Source organism: Hyphomonas sp., assembly GCF_041398385.1.
Classification (GTDB): Bacteria; Pseudomonadota; Alphaproteobacteria; order Caulobacterales; family Hyphomonadaceae; genus Hyphomonas.
This window is the reverse complement of record NZ_JAWKUW010000004.1, coordinates 93,049-115,390: the sequence shown is the minus strand read 5'-3', so window position 1 is coordinate 115,390 and position 22,342 is coordinate 93,049. Positions and strand designations below refer to the sequence as shown.

Sequence of the window (22,342 nt, the reverse complement as noted above, 5' to 3'; positions counted from 1 at the left end):
ACCTCTTCAAGGGCGCGAGTGATGGCCGCGTCGTCGGCGCCCTGTCAAGCAATCAATGGCGCTAACCGTCTTCCCTGTAGGCTAAATAGGCGAGTGTGCAGAACAGCACAAACAATGGCGGACTCCATGCAGCGACTACAGGAGGCGCGGCGCCGGTCGCCCCGAGGCTGGAGGAGAATTGGGTAAAGAAATAGAGGCCCACGGCGGCCAATCCGCCAATGGCCAGCAGCTGCGACGTGCCCCCCATCCGCTGCAGGCGCAGGCAGACGACCGCCCCGATGAGCGACATCGCGACGAACAGGGCCGGCATGGCCATGAGTTGGTGCCAGCGCATGCGATAGCGCGAAATATCGAGCCCGGCGGCGCGTGTCTGCTTGATGAATTTCGGCAGTGACCAGAAGCCGATCGTGTTGGGCGACGCGAACCGGTCGAGCAGCGTGGTCGCATCGAGGTTCGACGGGATGGTGAGATTGGACTTGCGGTCCGGCGGCATGTTCGGGACGTTTTCGACGACGTTTTCGAGTTGCCAGAATCCGTCGCGCAGGGTTGCACGCTCTGCATCGATACGCCGGGTGAAGGTGAAGTCGCTGGTCGGCTGGCTGCCGGAATAGAGGCGTTCCTCCTCGATCATCTTCACGTCGCTGAGGACGACGCCGCCCTGTTCCACCTGCTTGGCGTGAATGACGATCTGGCTGGAATCGTCGCCCTGACGCAGCCAGATGCCGGTATCGGACACGGCCATCGCCTGATTGCTCTCGTCCAGCAGGCGCGCGCGTGTGACCTCGAAATTCTCCGACAGCTTTGCGGCGAGCGGATTGAGCAGCGTGGTTGCGAATAAGCCGAGTACGAACCCAAGTGCCATAACTGGGGCGAGGAAGCGCCATGCTGAAATGCCGCTGGCACGGATAATCGACAGTTCCGACCGTCGATTGAGCCGCGTGAAGGCCATCATGGAGGCGATCAACAGGGCAAAGGGCAGGGTCTGCTCCAGGATCTGGGGCAGTTTCATCAGTGACAGCTGCAAGGCGGAAAGCAGGCTGAGATGGACATCGCTGCCCACTGTTCGCAACTGCTCGACCACGTCGATCATGACGATTGCTGCGAGGAGGACACCCAGCACCAGCAACAGGCCCATCAGGCATTCGCGCAGGATGTAGATCTGGATGCGGGAAACGAAGGGCATCAGATGCTGGCCCCTTTCGGCCCGCGCATCGCATGCAGGGGTGGGCGCTCGATGTGGCCGATGTGGCGGCCCCGGCCGAAATAGACGTAGCTGAGGCCGGCGGTCACACAGATTGGCAACAGCCACAGCAGGACGTTGAGCCCCGGATCGTCAGCGGCGGCAGACTGGAAGACCAGCTGGAAGATCAGAACGATGATCGCCGCACCGGACGCGGTGGCAATCCGGCGGGAATAGCCCTTGCGGCTGAAATCGCCGCCGAGCACTGCAACAATGGCCAGCAGGGCCATGACAATGTTCAGGAGGGGCGCTGTCAGCCTTGTGTGGGCTTCCGCGAGCAGCGCATCAGCGTCCTTCAGCTCGAAATAGTTTGAGCGGTCCACGAAGAAGAGTTCGAAGAGGTATTTGTCCGATGCCTTCAGGGCCAGTTCGGCGTCTTCCTTCATATAGTCGGACAGGTCGAATGGGTATTGTTCGAATTCCAGGACGGACAGCTGCTGGTTGTCGTCGAGCTGCATGCTCATGGCATTGCGCAGCAGCAGGGTCGGGCGGCCTTCGACCTGGACCAGCGCGGCGCTGCGCGCGAGAATGTCGGTCGGATATTCCGGGTCGGTCATGTCCGAGATCAGGACGCCGCGTAATTCGCCGGCAACTTGTTCGCGGGCGTAGAAGGTCAGGCGGTCGCCATTGGTCGTGAACTGGCCGGGGCGGATCAGGGCTGCGGCGAGGTCCGCCCTTGCCTCGGCGACGGTTTCCCTCATCGCGCGCTGCGCCATCGGCTGGACCCAGAGGTTCACGGCGAGGTGCGCCAGTACACAGACGGCGGCAAGGCGCATGATGGGGGAGGCGATCTGCCAGCGGGTCATGCCGGCGGCCTGGGCCACAACGATCTCGCTGTCCTTGTGGATCCGGTTGAGCGACCAGACGGCGGCCACGAACAGGGCCAGCGGCGTCAGCAGGGCGATGATCTGCGGGGCGCCGAGCATCACGATATAGAAGTATGTCAGGGCCGACTGCCGGTTTTCCAGAATCAGATCGGTCCGTGACAGGCCCTGCGCCAGCAATGCCATGAGGGCGAGCCCCCCGACGATGATGACAACCGCGCGCAGGACTTCATAGAACAGGTAGGACTGTACTTTCGTCATCGCGAAGGGTTGACCGGCAATCGTGGCAGAAACTGGCAGTTAACAGGCATTTTTTCCCTGCCTAACGAGTTGCGCTGCGCGCGTCGATGCTTAGTTTCCGTCTCAAACGGAGATTCCTCACATGAAAATTACCTTCGCCGACACCGCAAAAGCGGACATTGTTGCCTTCATAGTAGATGAAGATGGCGGATTGCCCGAGTCTGCTGCCGCTCTGGACAAGGCATCCGGTGGCCTGCTCTCGGAGGCCCTGGAGGGCGGACGGTTCTCCGGCAAGAAAGACCAGCAGGCATTCATCGTGCTGCCGAAGGACGCCGGCGCACGGCGCGCGGTCCTGATTGGCGGCGGCAAGCCGAAGAAGCGCGATGCCCGCGTGCTTGAGGGGCTCGGCGCGAACCTCGTCAAATCGCACTGCATGAGCGGGTTCAAGTCGCTGGCGATCCATGCGGGATCTGTCGAAGACGCTGCACGCATGGCGGTCGGTGCCAAGCTTGCGGCTTACCGGTTCGACGATTACTTCACCAAGCTGAAGCCGGACCAGAAGCCCAGCCTGACGGGCGTTTCCATGATTGTGGACGATGTGAAGGCGGCCAAGGCAGCCTTTGCGCCTCTGGACGCCGGCGCGGAAGGCACCATGCTGGCCCGCGACCTCGTGAACATGCCGCCGAATGACCTTCACCCGGAGGCGTTTGCCGAGAAGATCAAGGAGCTCTCGAAACTGGGCGTCGAGGTCGAAATCCTGGGCGAAAAGCAGATGGCGAAGCTTGGCATGGGCGCCCTGCTGGGCGTCGGCCAGGGCTCGGTGCGGGAGAGCCAGCTCGGCATCATGAAATGGAATGGCGGCAAGGAAGGCGAGGATCCGGTGATCCTGGTCGGCAAGGGCGTCTGCTTTGATACTGGCGGTATTTCGCTGAAGCCGGGCCCCGGCATGGAAGAAATGCGGGGCGACATGGGCGGCGCCGCTGCCGTGACGGGTGCGATCCGGGCGCTCGCCGAGCGAAAGGCGAAGGTCAACGTCGTCGGCCTCATCGGTCTTGTGGAGAACATGCCCGACGGCAACGCGCAGCGCCCCGGCGACATCGTGAAATCCGCGTCGGGTCAGACCATCGAAATCCAGAACACCGATGCCGAAGGCCGGCTCGTCCTGTGCGACGTCCTCTGGTACGCGCAGGAGCATTTCAAGCCGAAGGCAATCGTCGATCTTGCGACGCTGACAGGGGCTATTGTGATCTCTCTGGGACACCACCATGCGGGCCTCTTCACCAATAGCGACGACCTCGCGGACGAACTGACCAAGGCGGGCCTGACAGAGGGTGAGCGCGTATGGCGCCTGCCGCTGGGGCCCGAATATGACGCCCTGCTGAAGTCGAAATTTGCCGACATGCGCAATATCGGTGGCCGGGCCGCCGGTTCGATCTCCGCCGCGCAGTTCCTCAAGCGTTTCGTCAAGGACGGCGTAAAATGGGCCCACCTCGACATTGCCGGCGTGGCGTGGGTTGAAGGCGAGAAAGCGGCGCTGGACGTGAGCTGGGCCTCCGGCTTCGGTCCGCGCCTGCTGGATCGCTGGATCGCGGACAATTACGAGGGCTAAACTTTGGCTGAGGCGCCGAAGCCGGAATGGTGGTTTTACCATCTCTCCCGCACCACGCTGGAGCAGGCGGCGGCGCCTCTTATGGCCAAATGCCTTGAGGCAGGTTGGCGGGTGCTGGCCGTCAGCCCCAGTGCCGACCGGCGCGCTGCGCTCGATGCGGCGCTCTGGACCTATGATGACGTATCCTTCCTGCCGCATGGACAGGCCGAGGCACCGGGGCTCGACGCGAAGCGCCAGCCGGTCCTGATCTCGGCCAAGGCGGACAATGTAAATGATGCGGCAGCGCTGTTCCTGATGGACGGGGTCAAAGTGCCCGTCGATGCGCCGTACACGCGCTGCATGATGATGTTCGACGATGGCGACACCGAAGCGCGCGGCGCGGCGCGTGAGGTGTTCAAGGCGGCGAAGGATGCGGGCTGTGTCACGCGGTATTTCCAGCAGACCGGCAAGGGCGGCTGGAAGGAAGCGGGCGCCTAGGCTTTCTTCACGAATTCCGACTTCAGGCCCATCGCGCCGATGCCGTCGATCTTGCAGTCGATGTCATGGTCGCCGTCGACGAGGCGGATGTTCCGAACCTTGGTGCCGCGTTTGACGACCTGGGAACTGCCCTTGATCTTCAGATCCTTGATCACGATCACATCGTCGCCATCGGCGAGCGGCGTGCCATTGGAGTCGCGCACCACAGCTTCTGCGTCGGCTGTGCCGGCATCACCGGCGGCCCATTCGTGGCCGCATTCAGGGCAGATGAGCAGCGCACCGTCTTCATAGGTGAGACTTGATCCGCAGTCCGGACAGGGGGGTAATCCGCTCATCGGTGGCTCCAGCAGGAAACGAGACTGCGCGCCTAGCGGACAGGGCTGGTCGGGGCAAGCCTCAGGGCTGCGACCGTCTAGCGCTCAGAAGGTTCAGCACCGCTCCGATAAATGTCAAAATGCCAAAGCTGGCGCCGATTTCGGCGGCATGAGGCTGCAGCGAGCCCGTCCAGACATAATCGAGGGCCAGCCAGCCGCCGACCAGCGTCGCAAACAGGACAACTGTTTTGAGGAATCCGCTCATATCACCCTCGATCAGGCATATAGTGAGCGTATGTTCACATGTTGGTTTTGTCAAGCGCTGCCAACTTCCTGCCGCGGTGTGACGCATGGCGGTTGCCCCCACGCGCAGCGCCCGCTATAGGCCGCGCAAATCCCCGAGACAGGAATCCCACAATGGCTGTTCAGCGTACTTTTTCCATCATCAAGCCGGACGCGACCGAGCGTAACCTGACCGGCGCCGTCAATGCCGTCATCGAGAAGGCGGGCCTGCGCATCGTCGGCCAGCGCCGCATCCAGATGACCCAGGCACAGGCTGAGCGTTTCTACGCCGTCCACAGCGCCCGCCCGTTCTTCGGCGAACTGGTCGAGTTCATGACCTCCGGCCCGGTGGTCGTGCAGGTGCTGGAAGGCGAGAACGCCGTCGCTAAGTATCGCGAAGTGATGGGCGCGACCAATCCAGCCGACGCCGCTGACGGCACGATCCGCAAGCTTTACGCCAAGTCGATCGGCGAAAACTCCGTGCACGGTTCCGACTCTGAAGAGAACGCCGCCATCGAAATCGCGCAGTTCTTCTCGGAAGCCGACATCGCCGGCTGACGCAAAATACGCGGAAATACAAAAAGGTCGGAAGGGAAGACCCTTCCGACCTTTTTTTGGCTATTTGCTACAGTCGCGGCTTAACGAGCGGTATCGCTTTCCACCCGGAATGGCGATGTTCGTGGTTAGCATATCGGAAACACAATCCCGCCTAATCTCTGCCTTCGGAGACCCGATGTTGCGCAGAATTGTTTACACCAGCCATTCCACGGGGCGCTCAAACGCGGCAGCCATCGATGCGATTCTGGAAGTATCCCGGCGAAACAATGAGCGCGATCAAATAACGGGCCTGCTGATCTACCACGATAAGCTGTTCCTGCAGGTGATCGAAGGACCGGAAACGGCCGTCGATGCATGCTTTTCAAGAATTCTGAAAGACAGGCGCCACGCTGGTTGCACACGTATCCTGTCGGAGACTGTCGTGTCCCGCGTCTTTCCCAACTGGCATATGTCATTCCGCAAACTGGATGCCCTGCCGCCGGTAAGCCAGAAGCAAGTGCTGGATCTGAAGGCGTTTACGGAGTGTCTCAGCGAACAACAACTCACCGAAAATCCCGCGGTGAATGCTGTCATTCTGGCCTTTCTGTCAGGATTCAGGGAATTCGACCTTTCGGCCTGAATTCAAAATTTGCTGACACGCCATGGCGAGCGCTTCCGGATAGAGCTTGTGTTCCTCCACAAGGACGCGCGCCGCAAGCGTGTCTTCCGTGTCGCCGGGCAGGATCGGGACGCGGGCCTGCGCAATAACGCGGCCTTCATCGACGCCGGCGGACACCCAGTGAACCGAACAGCCCCCCTCAGCATCGCCGGCTTCAATGGCGCGCTGGTGCGTGTGCAGGCCTCTGTATTTTGGCAGCAGCGAGGGATGGATGTTGATCATCCGGCCCTCCCACTTGCCGACGAACCAGGGCGTCAGGACGCGCATGAAGCCGGCGAGCGCAATGATCTCGGTCCCGGCCTTTTCAAGCTCGGCATCCAGCGCCCGCTCGAAGGCTTCGCGGTCTTTCCCAAACGCCTTGTGATCGATTGCGGCGGTGGCAATGCCCGCGGAAGACGCCGTGTCGAGTCCTTTGGCGTCCGGCCGGTTCGAGGCGACCAGGATGGGCCGGGCGGGATAGTCCGGGTCCTCGGCGGCATGCAGCAGGGCTTCCATATTGGAGCCGCGGCCCGAAATCAGGATTGCAAGGTTCAGCCGCTTCATGCGGGATCGAGGCGGCCGATGACAACCGGGGATTCGCCGGCCACGTGCAGCTCAGCGCAGACGGCGTCCGCATTGTCGCGTGAGGCGCAGAAGACGAGGCCGACTCCCATGTTGAAGGTGCGGTGCATTTCGTCTTCGGAGACGTTGCCGGCTTCCTGCAGCCAGCGGAACACGGGCGGCGGTGCCCAGGCGCTACGGTTGATGACTGGAACCAGATGGTCCGGGCACATGCGCGGCGTGTTTTCCGTAAGGCCACCGCCCGTGATGTGGGCAAGGCCCTTGATGCGTCCACGCCGGATCAGCGGCAGGGCGATCTGTGCGTAAAGGCGGGTTGGCGTCAGCAGGGCTTCACCAAGCGTCTGGCCGGAGGAGAAAGGTGACGGCGCAGACCAGTCCAACCCCTCGCGCTCAACGATGCGGCGAATCAGGGAGTAGCCGTTGGAGTGCGGGCCGGACGATCCGATTCCGATCAGGACATCGCCGGCTTCCATGTCATCCATGCGGGGCAGAACCTTGTCCCGGTCCACGGCGCCGACGACAAAACCGGCAAGGTCATAATGGCCCGGTGGATACATGCCCGGCATCTCTGCCGTCTCGCCGCCGACAAGAGCGCAGCCAGACTGGCGGCAGCCTTCGGCGATACCGGAAATGACAGCTTCCGCGATTCCGCCCTCGAGCTTTCCGGTGGCAAAATAATCAAGGAAAAACAGCGGTTCAGCGCCCTGTGCCAGAACGTCATTGGCGCACATGGCGACAAGGTCGATGCCGACCGTGTGATGGATGCCCGTCTCGAACGCCAGCATCAGTTTGGTGCCGACACCGTCGGTTCCGGAAACGAGGATCGGGTCGGCGTAGCCGGCTGCCTTTGCGTCGAAGAGGGCCCCGAAGCCGCCGAGGCCGCCCATCACGCCCGAGCGCTGCGTCGCCTTGGCCATGGGGCCGATAGCGCCGACCAGCCGCTCTCCTGCCTCAATATCGACACCGGCATCGCGATAAGACAGGGGAGTTTTGGAAGGGTCAGTCATGGCGTCTCGCGCGTTAGCATGGGGAAATCGACTCTGCCAGTGTCGCCGTGCGGTTCCAGCCTTGGGCCGGGCTTGCTACAAGGGCGCCAACCGAGGAGGTCTATGACCATGATTCGTATGCTTCTGGCCTCATGCTTTGCGGCGATGGCGCTGGTCTTTGCGGCCGCAGCGGACACCCGCGATGTCTACACGATCCCCGATCTTGAGGTTGATGAATCGGCCGCGTCGCTGATCGAGGCGCGTGAACGCGCGATGTCCGCCGCCCGCACTGCAGGTGCGCGCATCCTGATCGAGAAGATCACGCTCGCAGAAGACCGGGCTGCCGTCGGTGGCATTCCTGTCGATGCCGCGCTGGCGGAGCGCCTGTCGGCCGCTGTCGATGTTCAGGAAGAAACAGCCGGCGCGGGGCGTTACAAAGGTGTCCTTCAGGTCGTCTACAATCCCCGTATGGTGCGCGCGCATCTGGAAAGCCTGCGCGTGCCGTATGTTGATACGCAGGCGCCCCTGTCGCTGATGGTGCCGCTGGCATCCAGCACAAGCCTCGAAGACGCCTGGCGCGTCGCGCTCGGCACCGGGAATGCAGGTGCACTCGCGCCTTATGTTACTGCCAATAGCCCCGGCTATTCGGCTTATAGCGACTGGATGGAACTTTCGCCCGAGGCCTCAAGCTTCCGCGCGAAGCGCGGCGCGCTGGCGGAACTCATGGGCCGGGACGGTGCCTGGAGGGTGCAGGTGTCCCTCGTGACGGCCGCCGGGGCCGAGCCGATCGGCGCGACCCCGCCCATGCCGACACTGGAAGCTGCCGCCGCCGCCGTTTCACGGCTGATGGGTGAGCAGTGGAAGCAGGCTTCGGTGATCCGTGGCGGTACGAAAACGCAGGCGACAGCAACGGCGCGCTACACGTCCCTGACCGAATGGAACACGCTGCGCGGTGCGCTGGCGCGCTCGCCTCTGGTGTCGGATTTCCGCACCACCGCCGTGGCGCGCGACGGGGCGCTCGTCAGCTTCTCCTTCGTGGGAGACGCGCAGCGCCTGCAGGGCGACCTGCTGCAACGCGGTGTGGCGCTGGGCGATGAGCCAGACACCGGATGGGTGCTGCGCTCCGCGGTTTCTGCAGCGGGATATCAGTGAGCAAACGGCCATCCGTCCCCACAGGACAGCCAGACCAGTTGAGTTTTGCCTTTCCCGAAGCGCATCCGGGCTTTGAAAGGCTGGTCGTCACGCAGTCGAACCGGCCTGCGATCAGCATTGTGCGCCAGGCCGACAAGTGGCCCATGCCGGTGTTGTGTCTGGTTGGCCCGCTGCGGAGCGGGCGCACCGCGATCCTGTCCGCCTGGTGCAGCGAGAATGATGGGAAATACGTGCAGGCAAAGGATATGACGCGCCTGAAACCGGCCCAGGTAACAGCGTTGGCGAGCGGAAAAGTCGCGCTCGACGATGCGGAAGATGCCGGGGACGGGGAGGCCCTGCTGTCGCTGTTGAACCAGCTCGGCGCGCAAGGCGGGCGCCTGCTGCTGGCCTCCTCGCGGAGCCCTTCGCAGTGGCTGACGTCGTCTGCGGATCTCAAGTCGCGGCTGAATTCCATGCCGATCGCGGAAATCCAGCCGCCGGACGAGGCGATGCTCCAGGGGCGCCTCCAGGCGGCGGCCGGACGGCATTTCATGAAGCTGGAAGACGATGTGATCGCCTATCTCTCCCCGCGCCTGGATCTTTCCTATGAGGCGATTGAAGCTTTTGTGGAGAAGCTGAGCCATGGTGTCACGTCCACTGGCCGGGCGCCTTCAGTTCCGCTGGCAAAGGAAGTATTGGAGGCGATGGGGCTGGCCACGCCGGATCAGCCGCCGCTATTGTAGGGCTCGGGTAATAAGACGGGGTTTTCCATGCCGGATGGCGCAGCCAAGACTGCCAGACAGATGATGCAGTCGCCGCAGCGATTCCTGAACAGGGAACTCTCGTGGCTCGGGTTCAATCACCGGGTTCTCGAAGAGGCTGCCAATTCCAGTCACCCAATGCTGGAACGCCTGCGGTTCCTGTCGATTTCTGCCAGCAATCTCGATGAGTTCGAGATGGTTCGCTATGCCGGTATCCGGGAGCAGGTGCGCGCCGGGATGACCCGGCGCACGCAGGAAGGTCTGACCCCCTCCGAACAGGTCCGCCAGATCGAGGAGGCGTCGCTCAAGCTGATCGCCGAACAGCAGGCGCGCTGGCGGCAGCTGAAGGATGAACTCGAGACAGAGAACATTCATGTCCTCGCCGCGTCCGACCTCGGCAAGAAGGACAAGGCCGAACTCGACGATTTCTTCCGAAACCACATTTTTCCGGTGCTGACGCCGCTCGCGGTGGATCCGGCCCATCCATTCCCGTTCATCCCCAATCTTGGCTTTTCCGTTGCGCTGGATCTCGTGGCCGAACATGGCGACGTGGGCCACATCGGCATCGTCCCGCTGCCATCCTTTGTCCGCCGCTTCATTCGCTTGCCGAAAAGCCCCAAAGGCGTGCTGCGTTTCATTCCGCTCGAAGACGTGATCGGTTTGTTCGTCGGCGATCTTTTCCCCGGCTTCAAGGAGCGCAATCGCTGCCTGTTCCGCATCGTGCGCGACAGCGACATCGAGATCGAAGAAGAAGCCGAAGACCTGATCCGCGAATTCGAAGTGCTGCTCAAGCAGCGCCGGCGCGGCAGGATCGTCCGCCTGCGGATGCAGTCCAGCGCGCCAAAGCATCTGCGTGACTTCATCGCCCGTGAAATCGGGGCGGAAGATGCCGATGTCGTTCTATATGACGGCATTCTCGGCATGGCCCAACTGTCTGAGCTGATCGTCGACGATCGGCCCGACCTGCAATTCCCGCCTTACGACCCACGCTTTCCGGAGCGCATCCGGGAGATGGGGGGCGACTGCATCGCGGCGATCCGGGAGAAGGACATCCTCGTCCACCATCCGTTCGAGAGCTTCGATGTGGTGGTGCAGTTCATCCGTCAGGCGGCGGCTGACCCGCAGGTCGTTGCAATCAAGCAGACGCTTTACCGGACGACGGCCAATTCTCCGATCGTTGCCGCGCTGGTCGAGGCGGCGGAGGCCGGCAAGAACGTCACGGCACTCGTGGAGATCAAGGCGCGATTTGATGAAGAGGCCAACCTGCGCCTCGCACGAGACCTGGAGCGCGCAGGCGTTCAGGTCGTGTACGGATTTATCGAATACAAGACCCACGCAAAGGTGTCGCTGGTCGTGCGCCGTGAGGGGACGGAACTCCGGACCTACACGCATTACGGAACGGGCAATTATCACCCGGTGAATGCGCGGATCTATACGGACCTGTCGCTGTTCACGGCGGACCCGGCGCTCGGCCGGGATGCAAACCGGCTGTTCAACTTCGTGACGGCTTACCGCGAACCGCCTGAAGTGGGCCCGAAGCTCGAAAAGATCGCCATGTCGCCCCTCAACCTGAAGAGCCAGCTTCTGGCCATGATTCAGGCAGAGGCTGACGCGGCAAAGAAAGGCAAGCCGAGCGGCATCTGGGCCAAGATGAATTCGCTGGTCGATGGCGATGTCATCGATGCGCTGTATCGCGCGAGCCAGTCCGGTGTGCCGATCGCGCTTGTTGTGCGTGGCATTTGCTGCCTCCGGCCGGGTGTGCCGGGCCTGTCCGAGAACATCACGGTCAAGAGCATTGTCGGCCGGTTCCTCGAACATGCACGTATTCTGTGCTTCGCGAATGGCGACACGCTGCCCTCACCGCAGGCAAAGGTGTTTATCTCCTCGGCCGACTGGATGCCTCGCAATCTCGACCGCCGCGTCGAAGCACTCGTCCCGATCGAGAACCCGACCGTGCACCGTCAAGTGATGAACCAGATCATGGTGGCCAATCTGAATGATGAGCTCCACACATGGATGATGCATGGCGACGGCACGTATGAGCGCCTGATGAAAAGTGGTTCGACCGAAGGATTCTCCGCCCACCGCTACTTCATGGACAATCCGAGCCTGTCGGGCCGCGGCAGCGCGCTTGAAATCAGCATTCCGCCCCGCCTCTCGCCGAAAGGGAGGTCGGGAGGATGAGCTTCCCGAATTCCCACCGGGCGGCCATTATCGACATCGGCTCCAATTCCGTCCGCCTTGTCATTTTCGACATTCTTGGCGCGTCTATCCTGCCGACCTTCAATGAAAAGGTGATGGCGGGGCTGGGTGAGGGCCTGATGAAGACCGGGAAACTGTCCGAGTCCGGACGGGTTTCTGCCGTTGCGGCCCTCGCGCGGTACCGGGCAATCCTCAAGGCGCTCAATCTGAGGAATTTCTCCGCCGTCGCCACCGCCGCGGTACGGGCGGCTCAGGACGGGCCTGATTTCATCCGGCAGGCCAACCGTATTCTCGGGCGGCCGGTGTCGGTCCTCTCGGGTGAGGATGAAGCGCGCCTGTCTGCGCTGGGTGTGGAGGCGAGCTTCCATGGGCCGCACGGCGTGATCGGCGACCTCGGCGGCTCAAGCCTTGAATTTAAGACGGTGGGAGAAGGCGAAAGTGTCGGCGAGAGCCTGATGCTCGGGCCTTTGTCACTGTCGGACCTGCCGGCAGATCCCAAGGAGATCCGGAAAGCGATCAAGGCCGAACTGAAGAATTCGAAAGTACTGGGACAGGGCAATGGTCGGTTCTTCGCGGTCGGCGGCGCGTGGCGAACCTTTGCGAAGCTCAACATGACACTGGAAAACTATCCGCTGCAGGTGTTGCAGGGCTACCAGCTGAACCCCGGCCAGATTGCGCGCACGGCCAAGCTTTGCGTGGATTCCCTCTCCAATTCAGCGGCACGCTCGCGCCTGGAGGCCGTAGACAAGCGACGCGCAAAGCATTTGCCCATTGCGGCCATCCTGCTGGAGGAAATTCTGGAAACCGCAAAATTCGACGGCGTGACGATCTCGTCCAGCGGCCTCAGGGAAGGGGTGCTGACCGACCTGACGGGTGCCGCTGTATCGGACCCGCTGCTGGACGGCGTGATCGCGTTCGTGCGGCTGGACCATAATCAGATCGCATTCGGGCAGGCGCTGCACGACTTCATTTCGCCTGCGTTTGCGCCTGAACCTGACCTCTTCGGCTCGCCCGCGGCTGATATACGGATCGAAAAGGCGGCGTGCATGATGGCTGACAGTGCAGGGCGGTTCCATCCCGATCACCGCGCGCTGCTCGCCTATGAGCAGGCACTGCGGGCACCGTATTCCGGCGTGTCGCATCCGGAGCGCGCATTGATCGCCTATGCGGTCGGCTGCCGTTATGAAAAGGACTTCAAGCGGCCCGCCGAATATGTAGCGCTGACGTCAGAGGAGCAGGCGGAGCGGGCTCGGCAGCTCGGTAGCGCGATGCGGCTCGGCGCGGTCTTTTCAGGCCGATCGGGGCCGATCCTGCGCAGAGCCAAGCTGGCGCGCAGCGGTAACAAGCTGGTCCTAAGCGTTTCCAAGGCGGACCAGGCCATGGTGTCGGAGACGGTCTCCCGGCGCCTGTCGCAGACTGCGAACACGCTGCGGCTGAAGCCGGATATTCGCGTCGGCTAGGTCAGACGTCGAACAGGCGGACCTGGCCGCCTTCGAACGACACGGCGAGCTTGCCGGAGAGCAGCGCCTGGGCACGCTTGCCGAAGATCTCGTAGCGCCAGCCATGCATCGCCGGGATGTCGTCTGACGTCTCGCCGCGAGCGATCCGGTCAATGTCAGCCGCATTGGCGATCAATCTGGGGACCACATTATTCTCATCCGAGACATGCTTCAGCAGGACTTTCAGCAGCTCAGGCGCGCCTGCCGGAATCTGCGCATTGTGCTGTCTCGGCTCCAGTTCCGGCGCGAATTTTTCCGGCGAATCCAGCGCTTCGCGCACTGCGTCGATCAGGCCCTGACCGTGCTTGGACCGGATGAAGCCATTCGGCACAGCCCGTAACTGGTTGTATTCATTCTCGGTTTTCGGCTTCTGGCTGGCGATTTCCTGAATTGCATCATCCTTCAGGATACGCCGGCGCGGCTTGTCGAGCTCCTGCGCCAGCCGTTCGCGCCATGCCGCCACAGCGACCACCACCGCGGCATAATCCCGCTTGGGCGTGCGCAGCTTCAGGCGCTGCCAGGCATTGGCCGGATCGGTGTCGTATTTTGCAGGATCTTCAAGGTCCGCCATCTCTTCGCGGACCCAGGCCATCCGTCCGCTCGATTCGAGCTTGTCCCGCATGATGATGTAGGCGTCACGCAAGTGCGTGACATCGCCGAGGGCGTAGACCAGCTGTTTCTGCGACAGGGGGCGGCGCATCCAGTCGGTAAACTGGCTGGATTTGTCGATCTGGCGGCGCAACACGCGCTGGACCAGGTTGTCGTAGGAGATCGAGTCGCCATAGCCGAGGGCCATCGCCGCGACCTGGGTGTCGAACACCGGGCCCGGTGGATGACCGATGAGTCGGTTGAAGATTTCGATGTCCTGACGGGCCGCATGGAACACCTTTACCCGGTTATCCGCTGCGATCAGCTGCAGGAACGGGCCGATATCGAGGTCTTCGGCCAGCGGGTCGATCAGGCCCTCGACGCCGGGGGCTGAGGCCTGGACAAGGCAAAGCTCCGGCCAATAGGTCGTTTCCCTGTGAAATTCGGTGTCGACGCAGATAAAATCGCTCTCGGCCAGTTTGCCGCACAAATCTTCCAGCGCCGACTGCTCAGTAATGGGAGTCAGGGTGTTGTCAGTCATCGCGCGCTTGCGTATCGCATCGCCAGAACAAATGCGAGAGGCGATTGCCTGTCGTTCATGTATTCAATTGAGCTGATTTTCCGGAGACTGATCCGATGCACGCCTATCGCACCCACACCTGCGGGGAACTTCGCAAGGCCCATGTGGGCGAAACTGTCAAACTGTCCGGCTGGCTGCACCGCCGCCGCGACCATGGCGGGGTCATGTTTATCGACCTGCGCGACCATTATGGCCTGACCCAGATCGTCTTCAATCCGGGCTCGCCCGGCTTCCCGGTGGTTGAACGCCTGCGCGCCGAGAGCGTGATCACGCTTGAGGGCAAGGTCGTCGCCCGAGACGACAGCCTCGTGAACCCGAACCTCGCCACCGGTGAGATCGAAGTCGTGGCGGGGGCTGTCTCCGTCCAGTCCGAGGCGGCCGAGCTGCCGCTGCCGGTGTTCGGTGAGCCGGAATACCCGGAAGACATCCGCCTGAAGCACCGCTATCTCGACCTTCGCCGCGAGACGCTGCACAAGAACATGATCCTGCGCAGCCAGGTCATCGCCAGCCTTCGCCGCCGGATGATCGAGCAGGGCTTCACCGAATACCAGACGCCGATCCTGACCGCTTCCAGCCCGGAGGGCGCGCGCGACTTCCTCGTGCCGTCGCGGATCCATCCCGGCGAGTTTTACGCCCTTCCGCAAGCGCCGCAGCAGTTCAAGCAGCTGCTGATGGTCTCTGGCTTCGACCGCTATTTCCAGATCGCACCCTGTTTCCGCGATGAGGATGCCCGCGCCGACCGCTCTCCGGGCGAGTTCTACCAGCTCGATATCGAGATGAGCTTCGTAACGCAGGATGACGTGTTCGGCGCCATCGAGCCCGTCATGCGCGGCGTCTTTGAAGAGTTTGCGGACTGGGAAGGCAAGGGCCGTTCTGTGCCGGCCGAGCCGTTCCCGCATATCCCGTATGCCGAAGCCATGCTGAAGTACGGCTCCGACAAGCCGGACCTGCGCATCCCGATTGTCTGTGCCGACGTCTCCGACATCGTGACTCGCGAGGACGTGACCCTTGGCGTGTTCAAGAAGATCGTCGACGGCGGCGGAATCGTCCGCGCTATTCCGGCGCCGAACACGGCTGAACAGCCCCGCAGCTTCTTCGACAAGATGGATGCATGGGCGAAGAAGGAAATGCAGGCGCCGGGCCTTGGCTACATGCGATTCTCGGATGAGGGCGGCGAGCTGACCGCATCCGGGCCGATCGCCAAATTCTTCGAGCCGGCAGCCTTGGCCGCGCTCGCCGAACGCGCTGGCATCAAGTCAGGTGACGCGTTGTTCTTCGCCGCCGGCAAGAAGTCCGATGCCGAGAAGCTGCAGGGCGCCGCACGCGCCCGAATCGGCGAGGAACTCGGCATTGTGGAGCCAGGCGTCTTCCGTTTCTGCTGGATCGTCGACTTCCCGATGTACGAGTGGGACGAGGACAACAAGAAGGTGGACTTCAGCCACAACCCGTTCTCGATGCCTCAGGGCGGCATGGACGCGCTGACCGGGGCGGACACGACGGAAAAACAGCTCGGCCTCAAGGCATTCCAGTACGACATTGTCTGTAACGGCGTGGAATTGTCATCCGGCGCGATCCGGAACCATCGTCCGGACGTGATGCTCAAAGCATTCGAGCTTGCCGGCTATGGCCCGGAAGTGGTGGAAGCCAAGTTCGGCGGCATGCTCAATGCTTTCCGGTTTGGCGCGCCGCCGCACGGCGGGATCGCCCCCGGTGTGGACCGCATTGTCATGCTGCTGGCCGACGCATCCAATATCCGCGACGTGACGCTGTTCCCGATGAACCAGCAGGCGCGCGACCTGATGATGGGCGCGCCGAGCCCGGTGGATGAGCGGCAGCTGAAAGAGCTGAACATCCGCCTCGCGCCTCAGGTCAAAGCCTGAAACTGAAAGCCCGCCTGTGAAGAACTGGCGGGCTTTTCAATTTCGGTCGAATTCCGGTCTAGTTACAGTCCGGCAGCTTCATGCCGGCAGGAAGCAATGTCAGCGGCGTCGCGCAGGCGCCTTCGAAATCCGCCGCTTTCCAGCCTTCCAGTCCGGTCAGGTCCGCATCGATAAAGCGGACATCCGCGAAAGAGGCTCCGGTCGCATCGGCACCATCGAGGCGCGTCCGTGAAAGGTTCGCGCCGTTGAAAATTGAAGCGAGCAGGGTGGCTCCTGAAAGGTCTGCACCGGTCAGATTGGCACCGGACATATCAACGCCTTCAAGAATGGTGGATTGCAGGTTCGCTCCGGCGAAGTTTGCACCGACCAGCATGGCGCCCTGAAGGTTGGCGCCGACCAGTACGCTTTGCTTGAACTCTGCCCCCGACGCCTGAATTGCCTGCAGGCGCGCATTTGAGAGCATGGAGCCGGAGAGTTTCGCTGTCGTCAGGATCGCGCCGCGCATATCTGCGCCATTCGCCTGGATGCCTTCGAAATTGGTGTTTGCAGCCTGAACACCGCGCATGAACGCGAATTCCAGGTTTGCCAGTTCGTAGTTGGCGCCGGTGAGCGTCCACCCCGTCAGGTTTTTGCCTGCGAGGTTGCAGCCACCGCACGATCCGACATAGCCCGGCGCCCAGGACACGGTCTGGCTGGGCTGCGGCTTTTCCTGCGCAGCAGAACCGAGCGCGAAAATCGCGGCAGCGCTAACCATGCTGAACAATGGCCGTATCATGGCACTTGGGATAGCGCGTTGTTTTGCCGAGCTAAACTGAACATGCTGTAACCACTGTCGGGAGGCAGCATGTGTTGCAGTTTTACCATGAAAGGCGCTACCTGCAGACAGGAATACGGAGTCCGGCCGGCAGTTCGGTAGTTCCGTCGCCGCAGGCAGTGTCGAGCTGGCGCTGTGTCAGGCCCCTGGCCGTGGCGAGTTCGGCGCCGCCAAGGTTGGCGCCAGCCAGTTTTGCGCCGGACAGATTCGCCCCGCCGAAATAGGCTCCCACAAGGGATGCGCTCGTCAGGTCAGCGTTTGAAAGGTCAGCGCCGGTCAGGCGGGCGCCAAACAGGTTAGCGACAGACAGATTAGCGCCGGACAAATCCGCACCATTCATGGTGGCCAAGGACAGATCGGCCTGGCGTAGGCGCGAACCGGACACGTTGATGCCCGGCAGGTCCATATAGGAAAGGTCAGCCTGGAAGAGGTTACAGCTGCGGCAATCCTTGCCCTCCTGGACCCGGGCGATCTCGCCGGCATCCTGGGCGGAAGCGGGGAGAATCGCGGCGCCAGCGAAGAGCAGGGCGGCAAAAGCGTGTTTCATCATGGCACAAGCGGTCCGGTTTCTGGGCATTCCCTGACCGTGACAGCGCAAGGCCTGCGCCAAACTTCGCCGGGTAAGCGATTCCGGCGCTAGTTCAGCCGGCGGCTTTCATCGCCGCAGGTATCGCATTCGATGTCGCCGCTCTCGCTGATCTCGAAAAGCGTGAAGCTGCCGCAGACAGGGCAGGCGTCGGACAGGTATTCGGGCGCTTCCAGAGATGCGTCGTCTTCCAGTTCGGCTGCCGCTTCGGCTTCTTCCTCTGCGAGCTTTTCAGCGCGGCGCTTGTCGAGGATGACGATATTGTCGGGCAGCTGACCGCGTGAGAAGCCGCGGGAGATGATCTGGGCTGCTTCCTCGGTGAAGGGCGCAGGCTCTCGGGTGCCGTCGGCGGCCCCGCGGCCAAGACCGTCATGTGTTACATCGACTTCCGCAAGATCGTCCCGGCCGAGATAGGACACTGCCAGTTCGCGGAAGATGTAGTCGAGGATCGAGGTGGCGCGTGTGATGCGGTCGTTTCCGGTCACGGCGCCGGCAGGTTCGAAACGCGTAAACACAAAGGCATCCACGAATTCTTCGAGCGGGACGCCGTATTGCAGGCCGATGGAGATGCCGATGGCAAAATTGTTCATCAGGCTCCGGAAGGCAGCGCCCTCCTTGTGCATGTCGATGAAGATTTCGCCGAGTGAGCCGTCTTCGAATTCACCAGTGTGCAGGTAAACCTTGTGGCCGCCCACAGTGGCCTTCTGGATGTAGCCTTTACGGCGGTCAGGCAGCCGGCTGCGGCGCGTCTGGCCGGCTTCCCCGGAAGATTGCGTTGCAGCAAGCGGTGCTTCCGCTTCCTCCGCGATTTCTTCGGCGAGGGCGAGAATATGCTCCATGCGGGCCTGGATGTCTTCGCCGGCCGGGGCGCGATGGCCCACAAGCTGGACACCGAGCCCCGCTTCCAGTGCGGCCTCAGCAACGTCGAGGCCTGCCCGGCCACCGACGGTCACAATGACGTTGCCACCGAGCGCTTTCGAACAGGCGGCTGCAAAGGCAATCTCGTCTTCCGGAGAAGCGGCGAGGTTCAGGCCGCAATCCGCTGCGATCTGTGCGGCGATGTCGTCGCCGTCGTGCTCGAGGGCGGCTTCCGCAGCCTGGATGTCCTTGCGTGAGAAGCCCGCAGCGGACAGGAGGCCCCGGCCGTCAGCATCGAAACCTTCAGGCGGCAGGCGCAGGTCATTCGATATGATCTCATCTCCGAGCACCCAGCGCGAGAAGGCCGCGTTGAGCGGCAGACCTTCGCCGAGGGCGTGGGAGACCCGGTCCAGCGCCTCATCGCTGAAGCCGCGGTCGCGCAGCCGGTCGAGACCTATGGCCCGGTCGAGCCCGGAGCTTCCGGCAGCAGCGATGCGTTCGAGCGCTTCCGGCAAACGTTCGGGCGCGCGGCTGGCAATTCCAAGCCGGGCTGCGCGCGACAATGTGGGGGCAGCATCACCATAAGCGAGGACACCTGCCATGGGCTCTGCGCCCATGCTCTCGCATTCGGGCAGGTAGGCGCCGAGATCAGCAACCGGAAGCACCCACACCTCACAGGCCCGGCGTCCTGACACTTTTCGTGCTTCAAGATTGAGCGCTTTGGCGTGGGCTGCCGACAGAGCCGCGCCGGTCGCGCCTGTCTTCGCCAGGGCACACAGCGCAGCGCCTGCTGACTGGCCTTCAGGCGATGCGTAATCGTGGCCGAGCGCCAGTACGGCAGCGGCCAGGCCCGCGATAATGATGGTGCCTCCATTCGGCATCGACCGAGCCGCCGCTTCGAGCACGTCGAGGAGAAGGTCGGCCTCCACGCCGGCCGGGCCAACCGCGAGCGCAATATCGACTATCCGGGCCGATGTTTGAGCCGAAGGCATGTCCTGTGCGGAAACAACCACTTCCGCGCCTTCCATCAGCGTCTCAAGCAGGAGGTTTTCGAGGACGGGGTCAAATGCGGCTGGCTGGAACACGCACGGCGCGGGCGCGGGTGTGTTGACGGCCGCGGCACGCAGGGCGTCGGCCGTGCGCACGAATCCACCCGGCTGGCGCAGTGCCTCTTCGACAAGATCCTGGGGCAGGCCCGCCGCAAGGGCTTCGGCGATGTCTGCGTTTCGCGGGGCCTCGCCGAGGCGTTCCAGCATTTCTGCGGTGGCCAGCTGTGAGACGCTGAGCAGGGACGCGGCGGAACATGCTGCGGCACTCGCCTTCAGGGTTTCCGGCGTCATCGGCTTCAGCCTGCGTCCACAGGCGCGGAAGACTTCGGCAAGATCCGTTTCCGCCGAAATAAGGCCATCCGATTCCGCAGCGCGAAGGATCTCGGCAGCTTGTGTCGCGTCCATGAGCAGGTCTCCCGGCGAATCACCACGCCAAGCGTGGCGCCTGGCAAGCCGAGGGGCAACCTTTCCACAGCCGGAATCGCCCGCCTGCACACAGGTTTCTGCGGTGCATTGCCTGCGGTGGCGCTATGGATTAGTTGCCCCGTAGCCGCCATATTGCGGCCACCAAGACGAGGCAGGACGAGCACCAAGATGCTGAAGCAGATTTTCACCTGGTGGAGCGGGGTCACGGTCGGCGCCGCTTTCGATATCAAGCGGCGCTCGACCTATGTCGGGACGGATGAATACGGCAACCGTTATTTCGAGGAGCGCAAGCCCTCCATCGAAGGCCGTCGGCGGCGCTATGTGATGTACAAAGGCCTCGCAGAGCCGTCGAAAGTGCCTGCCGACTGGCATGGCTGGCTGCACCACACGGTCGATGAGCCGCCGACCAAATCGCCGCTGACCCGGCGCGAGTGGGAAATCGACCACAAACCCAACATGACCGGTACGCCGTGGGCGACAAAGCCTAAGGGCAGCCTTTCCGAAGGTGGAAAGCGTCAGAAAGCGACCGGGGATTACGAGGCATGGTCTCCGGATGCGTGAGTCGCTGTTTGAAACGCTGGTAGGGGCCGCCGTCGTTGCGGTCGCCGTCGCTTTTGCCTGGTTCGCCATGGCGCGAGGCGGGGATTCTGGCGCGGGCCCGGATCAATATGAGCTGATCGCGCGCTTCAACAACATTTCCGGTATTGAACGCGGATCGGATGTTCGGATTGCGGGCGTCAAGGCCGGGGTGGTCAAGTCAGTGATCGGTGATCCGCAGCGGTTCGAAGCCGTGCTGACGCTCAGCCTCGACAAAAAGTGGGCGCTTCCCGACGACACAGATGCCCGTATTTCGACAGATGGCCTTCTAGGCGGCGCATATGTCTCGATCGAGCCAGGTGGCAGCATGGACAACATCGCTCAGGACGGGACCGGCGAAATCCAGTTTACGCGCGGATCGGTCGACCTGCTGACGTTGTTTGCGTCTTTTGCTTCGGGCAGCAGCTCCGACACATCACCCGCACCACAACAACAGCCAGTCGAACCGACAGACGACGCATACCCGCTGGAGGATTATGAATGACCCTGCGCGCGCTGGTTTCCGTTGTTGTCCTTGTTGGTCTTGCGGGTGCCGCACATGGGGCGACATTCGCGGAGAAGGACCAGGCAACCCTTCGCGCGCTGGACAAGATTACGGGCCGCTCAACAGACATTGATGTAAAAGTCGGAGAACCGGTTGTTTTCGGCTCTCTCAAAGTCGAGCTGAAGGCTTGCTACCAGACCCCCCCGGAAGAGGCGCCGGAAAGCGCCGCCTTTCTGAAGATTTTTTCGACCCAGCCGGTGGCCGTTGTCACCATGGACGAAGCCGTCGATGCCAATGACGTCGAAACGGTTAGCGACGAGAATCCTGAGCTCTTCTCAGGCTGGATGTACGCTTCGTCGCCGGGCCTCAGCGCGCTTGAGCACCCGGTCTATGATATCTGGGTGATCCGCTGCACCGCGCCGGATCCGGTGAAGTTGCCGAACACGTCGCGGCCCCCTCTCGCGGGTGACGATGCCGCGGTCGAAGAAGTCCCTCCAGGTATCGACATTGTCGAAGAGCCTCCGGGCGGCCTCGATCCGCAATAAAAATCCGCTTCCTTCGACAGGGCGATCGCGAGCCTGCGCTTAAACTCCGCACGCGGAATTTCTATCAGCCCGAATTGTTCCAGGTGCGGATTGTGGAATTGCGCGTCGAGCAATACGAATCCACCGTCAAGAAGCCGTGCGACCAAATGGACGAGTGCGATTTTCGACGCATCGGTCGCGCGTGAGAACATGCTTTCGCCGAAGAAGGCCCCGCCAAGCGCCACGCCGTATAAGCCGCCAACAAGCTCATTGCCGTCCCAGCACTCCACCGAATGGGCGTGACCTTCCCTGAACAAGGCGCTGTAGAGATTCAGGATTGTTGAATTGATCCATGTCGACTGGCGCCCCTCGGCGCTTTCGGCACACATCTCCATCACCCGGGTGAAGGCCGTATCGACAGATACGCGGTAGGGTTCCTGCCTCACGCGGCGTTGCAGGCGTTTCGGGATGTGGAAGCCATCAAGCGGCAGGATGCCTCGCTGGTCCGGATCGACCAGAAACAGGTTTGGGTCATCACGGGCATCGCCCATGGGAAACACCCCACGGCGATAGCAGGCGAGCAAATCAGCTGTACCGAACCGGGCCGACATGCA

The 22,342-nt window shown here is 62.4% G+C and carries 22 protein-coding genes and 1 pseudogene; 12 read left to right on the top strand and 11 right to left on the bottom strand.

Going from position 1 to position 22,342, the window contains the following annotated elements; all coding sequences use genetic code 11:
* Positions 1 to 61: 61 nt before the first annotated feature.
* Positions 62 to 1,183 carry an LPS export ABC transporter permease LptG gene (gene lptG, locus R3C13_RS09665; protein WP_371310612.1) on the bottom strand — a complete coding sequence of 374 codons (1,122 nt, stop codon included), beginning with the start codon at positions 1,181 to 1,183 and terminating at the stop codon, positions 62 to 64.
* On the bottom strand, positions 1,183 to 2,325 hold the full coding sequence (locus R3C13_RS09660) for an LptF/LptG family permease (RefSeq protein ID WP_371310611.1): 1,143 nt from the start codon (positions 2,323 to 2,325) through the stop codon (positions 1,183 to 1,185). Before R3C13_RS09660 ends, lptG begins: the two co-directional genes overlap by 1 nt.
* A 121-nt stretch (positions 2,326 to 2,446) precedes the next feature.
* On the opposite strand from R3C13_RS09660, the gene R3C13_RS09655 reads away from it, so the two are divergent.
* Together R3C13_RS09655 and R3C13_RS09650 are read left to right on the top strand one after the other, a co-directional pair.
* Positions 2,447 to 3,913 carry a leucyl aminopeptidase gene (locus tag R3C13_RS09655; protein ID WP_371310610.1) on the top strand — a complete coding sequence of 489 codons (1,467 nt, stop codon included), beginning with the start codon at positions 2,447 to 2,449 and terminating at the stop codon, positions 3,911 to 3,913.
* A gap of 3 nt (positions 3,914 to 3,916) precedes the next feature.
* Positions 3,917 to 4,390, top strand: a complete 474-nt coding sequence (locus R3C13_RS09650; RefSeq protein WP_371310609.1) for a DNA polymerase III subunit chi — start codon at positions 3,917 to 3,919, stop codon at positions 4,388 to 4,390.
* Here the strand turns inward: R3C13_RS09650 and R3C13_RS09645 are convergent.
* Entirely contained in the window at positions 4,387 to 4,725 is a 339-nt protein-coding gene (locus R3C13_RS09645; protein WP_371310608.1) for a zinc ribbon domain-containing protein YjdM, read from the bottom strand. The genes R3C13_RS09650 and R3C13_RS09645 overlap by 4 nt on opposite strands.
* Before the next feature lie 61 nt (positions 4,726 to 4,786).
* Positions 4,787 to 4,969: a hypothetical protein gene (locus R3C13_RS09640; RefSeq protein WP_371310607.1), complete on the bottom strand. Its 183-nt coding sequence runs from the start codon at positions 4,967 to 4,969 to the stop codon at positions 4,787 to 4,789.
* Positions 4,970 to 5,121: 152 nt separating this feature from the next.
* Here R3C13_RS09640 and ndk point away from each other — a divergent pair, with 152 nt between their 5' ends.
* On the top strand, positions 5,122 to 5,544 hold the full coding sequence (gene ndk, locus R3C13_RS09635) for a nucleoside-diphosphate kinase (RefSeq protein WP_371310606.1): 423 nt from the start codon (positions 5,122 to 5,124) through the stop codon (positions 5,542 to 5,544).
* A 175-nt stretch (positions 5,545 to 5,719) separates the two neighbouring features.
* Positions 5,720 to 6,163, top strand: a complete 444-nt coding sequence (locus tag R3C13_RS09630) for a BLUF domain-containing protein (RefSeq protein WP_371310605.1) — start codon at positions 5,720 to 5,722, stop codon at positions 6,161 to 6,163.
* Here R3C13_RS09630 and purN read toward each other — a convergent pair.
* Both purN and purM read right to left on the bottom strand, forming a co-directional pair.
* The gene (gene purN / locus R3C13_RS09625; protein ID WP_371310604.1) at positions 6,131 to 6,745 is read right to left on the bottom strand and encodes a phosphoribosylglycinamide formyltransferase; all 615 of its coding nucleotides are present in this window, start codon (positions 6,743 to 6,745) and stop codon (positions 6,131 to 6,133) included. The genes R3C13_RS09630 and purN overlap by 33 nt on opposite strands.
* Positions 6,742 to 7,770, bottom strand: a complete 1,029-nt coding sequence (gene purM, locus R3C13_RS09620; protein ID WP_371310603.1) for a phosphoribosylformylglycinamidine cyclo-ligase — start codon at positions 7,768 to 7,770, stop codon at positions 6,742 to 6,744. The genes purN and purM overlap by 4 nt, the downstream gene beginning before the upstream one ends.
* Before the next feature lie 108 nt (positions 7,771 to 7,878).
* Here purM and R3C13_RS09615 point away from each other — a divergent pair, with 108 nt between their 5' ends.
* Genes R3C13_RS09615 through R3C13_RS09600 form a run of 4 tightly spaced genes read left to right on the top strand, consistent with a single transcriptional unit; the run spans position 7,879 to position 13,303 of the window.
* A complete protein-coding gene (locus R3C13_RS09615) occupies positions 7,879 to 8,901 on the top strand; it encodes a hypothetical protein (protein WP_371310602.1) in 1,023 nt (340 codons plus the stop codon).
* 38 nt (positions 8,902 to 8,939) lie between these two features.
* Positions 8,940 to 9,623 (top strand): hypothetical protein, encoded by a 684-nt coding sequence (locus tag R3C13_RS09610; protein WP_371310601.1) that lies wholly within the window; start codon positions 8,940 to 8,942, stop codon positions 9,621 to 9,623.
* Between the two features lie 27 nt (positions 9,624 to 9,650).
* Positions 9,651 to 11,825 carry an RNA degradosome polyphosphate kinase gene (locus tag R3C13_RS09605; protein ID WP_371310600.1) on the top strand — a complete coding sequence of 725 codons (2,175 nt, stop codon included), beginning with the start codon at positions 9,651 to 9,653 and terminating at the stop codon, positions 11,823 to 11,825.
* On the top strand, positions 11,822 to 13,303 hold the full coding sequence (locus R3C13_RS09600) for a Ppx/GppA family phosphatase (protein WP_371310599.1): 1,482 nt from the start codon (positions 11,822 to 11,824) through the stop codon (positions 13,301 to 13,303). The genes R3C13_RS09605 and R3C13_RS09600 overlap by 4 nt, the downstream gene beginning before the upstream one ends.
* Before the next feature lies 1 nt (position 13,304).
* Here the strand turns inward: R3C13_RS09600 and rnd are convergent, their stop codons facing one another.
* On the bottom strand, positions 13,305 to 14,471 hold the full coding sequence (gene rnd / locus R3C13_RS09595) for a ribonuclease D (RefSeq protein ID WP_371310598.1): 1,167 nt from the start codon (positions 14,469 to 14,471) through the stop codon (positions 13,305 to 13,307).
* A gap of 95 nt (positions 14,472 to 14,566) precedes the next feature.
* Here rnd and aspS point away from each other — a divergent pair, with 95 nt between their 5' ends.
* Positions 14,567 to 16,390 (top strand): aspartate--tRNA ligase, encoded by a 1,824-nt coding sequence (gene aspS, locus R3C13_RS09590; RefSeq protein ID WP_371310597.1) that lies wholly within the window; start codon positions 14,567 to 14,569, stop codon positions 16,388 to 16,390.
* A gap of 58 nt (positions 16,391 to 16,448) precedes the next feature.
* Here aspS and R3C13_RS09585 read toward each other — a convergent pair whose 3' ends face one another.
* The 3 genes from R3C13_RS09585 to R3C13_RS09575 all read right to left on the bottom strand — a co-directional run bounded on the left by R3C13_RS09585 (position 16,449) and on the right by R3C13_RS09575 (position 20,102).
* Positions 16,449 to 17,144 carry a pentapeptide repeat-containing protein gene (locus R3C13_RS09585; RefSeq protein ID WP_371310830.1) on the bottom strand — a complete coding sequence of 232 codons (696 nt, stop codon included), beginning with the start codon at positions 17,142 to 17,144 and terminating at the stop codon, positions 16,449 to 16,451.
* 118 nt (positions 17,145 to 17,262) lie between these two features.
* Positions 17,263 to 17,754 (bottom strand): pentapeptide repeat-containing protein, encoded by a 492-nt coding sequence (locus tag R3C13_RS09580; RefSeq protein ID WP_371310596.1) that lies wholly within the window; start codon positions 17,752 to 17,754, stop codon positions 17,263 to 17,265.
* Positions 17,755 to 17,840: 86 nt separating this feature from the next.
* Positions 17,841 to 20,102, bottom strand: coding sequence for a hypothetical protein (locus R3C13_RS09575; protein ID WP_371310595.1), 2,262 nt, complete (start codon positions 20,100 to 20,102; stop codon positions 17,841 to 17,843).
* A gap of 189 nt (positions 20,103 to 20,291) precedes the next feature.
* Between R3C13_RS09575 and R3C13_RS09570 the strand changes: the two genes are divergently transcribed.
* The 3 genes and pseudogenes from R3C13_RS09570 to R3C13_RS09560 all read left to right on the top strand — a co-directional run.
* Positions 20,292 to 20,684: an NADH:ubiquinone oxidoreductase subunit NDUFA12 gene (locus R3C13_RS09570; protein ID WP_371310594.1), complete on the top strand. Its 393-nt coding sequence runs from the start codon at positions 20,292 to 20,294 to the stop codon at positions 20,682 to 20,684.
* A complete protein-coding gene (gene mlaD, locus R3C13_RS09565) occupies positions 20,677 to 21,204 on the top strand; it encodes an outer membrane lipid asymmetry maintenance protein MlaD (RefSeq protein WP_371310593.1) in 528 nt (175 codons plus the stop codon). The genes R3C13_RS09570 and mlaD overlap by 8 nt, the downstream gene beginning before the upstream one ends.
* A pseudogene (locus tag R3C13_RS09560) lies at positions 21,201 to 21,557 on the top strand (DUF2155 domain-containing protein); the annotation flags it as partial. The gene mlaD and the pseudogene R3C13_RS09560, both read left to right, overlap by 4 nt.
* 35 nt (positions 21,558 to 21,592) lie before the next feature.
* Here R3C13_RS09560 and aat read toward each other — a convergent pair.
* Positions 21,593 to 22,339, bottom strand: a complete 747-nt coding sequence (gene aat / locus R3C13_RS09555) for a leucyl/phenylalanyl-tRNA--protein transferase (RefSeq protein WP_371310592.1) — start codon at positions 22,337 to 22,339, stop codon at positions 21,593 to 21,595.
* Positions 22,340 to 22,342 lie beyond the last annotated feature (3 nt).